This is a genomic window from Streptomyces sp. 15-116A (assembly GCF_025290915.1).
Lineage (GTDB): Bacteria > Actinomycetota > Actinomycetes > Streptomycetales > Streptomycetaceae > Streptomyces.
This window is the reverse complement of record NZ_JAOCQE010000517.1, coordinates 1-1,716: the sequence shown is the minus strand read 5'-3', so window position 1 is coordinate 1,716 and position 1,716 is coordinate 1. Positions and strand designations below refer to the sequence as shown.

The following is a 1,716-nucleotide window of genomic DNA, read 5'->3' as shown; positions in this document are numbered from 1 at the left end:
GGCGGTGCACGGCCTGCTTGGTGACGCCGAGTGCGGAGCCCACCGCGTCCCACGAGAAGCCGAGCGAGCGGTCGAAGTCCACGGCCGCGGTGACCAGGGTCTCGACGCTGTCCCGGAGCTCCTGGGCGAGACGGACGGTCGGGGCGGGGGCGCGTCCGTAGACGACGAAGCCCGTGGAGGGGCCGGAGCGGCGCGGGCGGTAGACGTTGCCGAGCTGGGCGGTGAGGGTGCGCAGTGCGTCCACCTGCCGGCGGACCCGCTCGATGTCCCGCACCAGCAAGTGCAGGCTGGCCCGAGCCTGGGCGTCGTGGGTTGCGTGGTCGGCCATGAACAAGCCTCTCGAACCGGCGGAAACGGGGTGGGCCTTTGGGGGCCCGGTGTGGTCAACTCTTTCTTGACCAACGCGGATTCGCTCCGCGGGTCACGGGGTGGGGGCGTGGCGGCATATTCGGGCGCTGTTTCTTGCGCCGGCCGCCGGGTGTTTCCCCGCCCGCGCGCCGCCCGTTTCCAGTCGGTCGAGAGGTGGGCGTTTCCCGTGGGGGCTCCCCGCCGTCGGCGACTTTCCGCTCACTCCGGCTCAGGCGCTCTCCTGCGCGTTCCGTCTCGCCCCATACACTTGTGCGTTGCCCGTCGATCCCGCCCGAGAGGCCCTGCGTACCCCATGAGGCTTGTCTTCGCCGGTACCCCTGAGGTTGCCGTTCCCGCACTGGATGCTCTGCTTGCCTCCGGGCGGCATGAGGTGGCCGCTGTGGTCACGCGGCCCGACGCGCCGGCGGGGCGGGGGCGCAGGCTGGTCGCCTCTCCCGTCGCCGAGCGGGCGGAGGAGGCCGGGATCGAGGTGCTGAAGCCGGTCACGCCGCGGGATCCGGAGTTCCAGGAGCGGCTGAAGCAGATCGGGCCCGACTGCTGTCCCGTGGTGGCTTACGGGGCTCTCCTGCCGAGGGCTGCGCTCGACATCCCCGCCCGCGGCTGGGTCAACCTGCACTTCTCGCTGCTGCCCGCCTGGCGCGGCGCCGCGCCCGTGCAGCACGCCATCATGGCGGGCGACGAGATCACCGGCGCCTCCACCTTCCTCATCGAGGAGGGCCTCGACTCCGGCCCCGTCTACGGCACCGTCACCGAGGAGATCCGGCCCACCGACACCAGCGGCGACCTGCTCACCCGGCTCGCCTTCGCCGGCGCCGGGCTGCTCGCCGCCACCATGGACGGCATCGAGGACGGCACCCTGAAGGCCGTACCGCAGCCCGCCGACGGCATCAGCCTCGCCCCCAAGGTCAACGTGGAGGACGCCCACGTCGACTGGAACGCCCCGGCGCTGCGCGTCGACCGGGTCGTACGTGGCTGCACGCCCGCTCCCGGCGCCTGGACCACCTTCCGCGGTGAGCGGCTCAAGCTGATCCAGGTCCGGCCGGTGCCCGACCGTACGGAACTCGCCCCCGGGGAGATCGCAGCCGGCAAGAACGACGTCCACGTCGGCACCGGTTCGCACGCCGTGGAGCTGCTCTGGGTGCAGGCGCAGGGCAAGAAGCCGATGCGGGCGGCGGACTGGGCGCGCGGCGTGCGCATCGGTGCCGGGGAGAGCCTCGGCGCCTAGGCCCTGTCGTCAAATTCCCGCCTGCCTGGCGACGCCATGCACGCTCCCCCACTGCCTTAAGGGCGTGGGAGGTGCCCCCACTCGCCGCACCGGGCGCCGACCACGTACAACCAGTACGCCGG

At 72.6% G+C, this 1,716-nt stretch carries 1 protein-coding gene and 1 pseudogene; one reads left to right on the top strand and one right to left on the bottom strand.

Features of this window, described 5'->3' with window-relative positions; genetic code table 11:
- A pseudogene (locus tag N4P33_RS35035) lies at positions 1 to 328 on the bottom strand (hypothetical protein); the annotation flags it as partial.
- A gap of 333 nt (positions 329 to 661) precedes the next feature.
- Here N4P33_RS35035 and fmt point away from each other — a divergent pair.
- Positions 662 to 1,594, top strand: coding sequence for a methionyl-tRNA formyltransferase (fmt, locus tag N4P33_RS35030; protein WP_260830945.1), 933 nt, complete (start codon positions 662 to 664; stop codon positions 1,592 to 1,594).
- Positions 1,595 to 1,716: the final 122 nt, after the last annotated feature.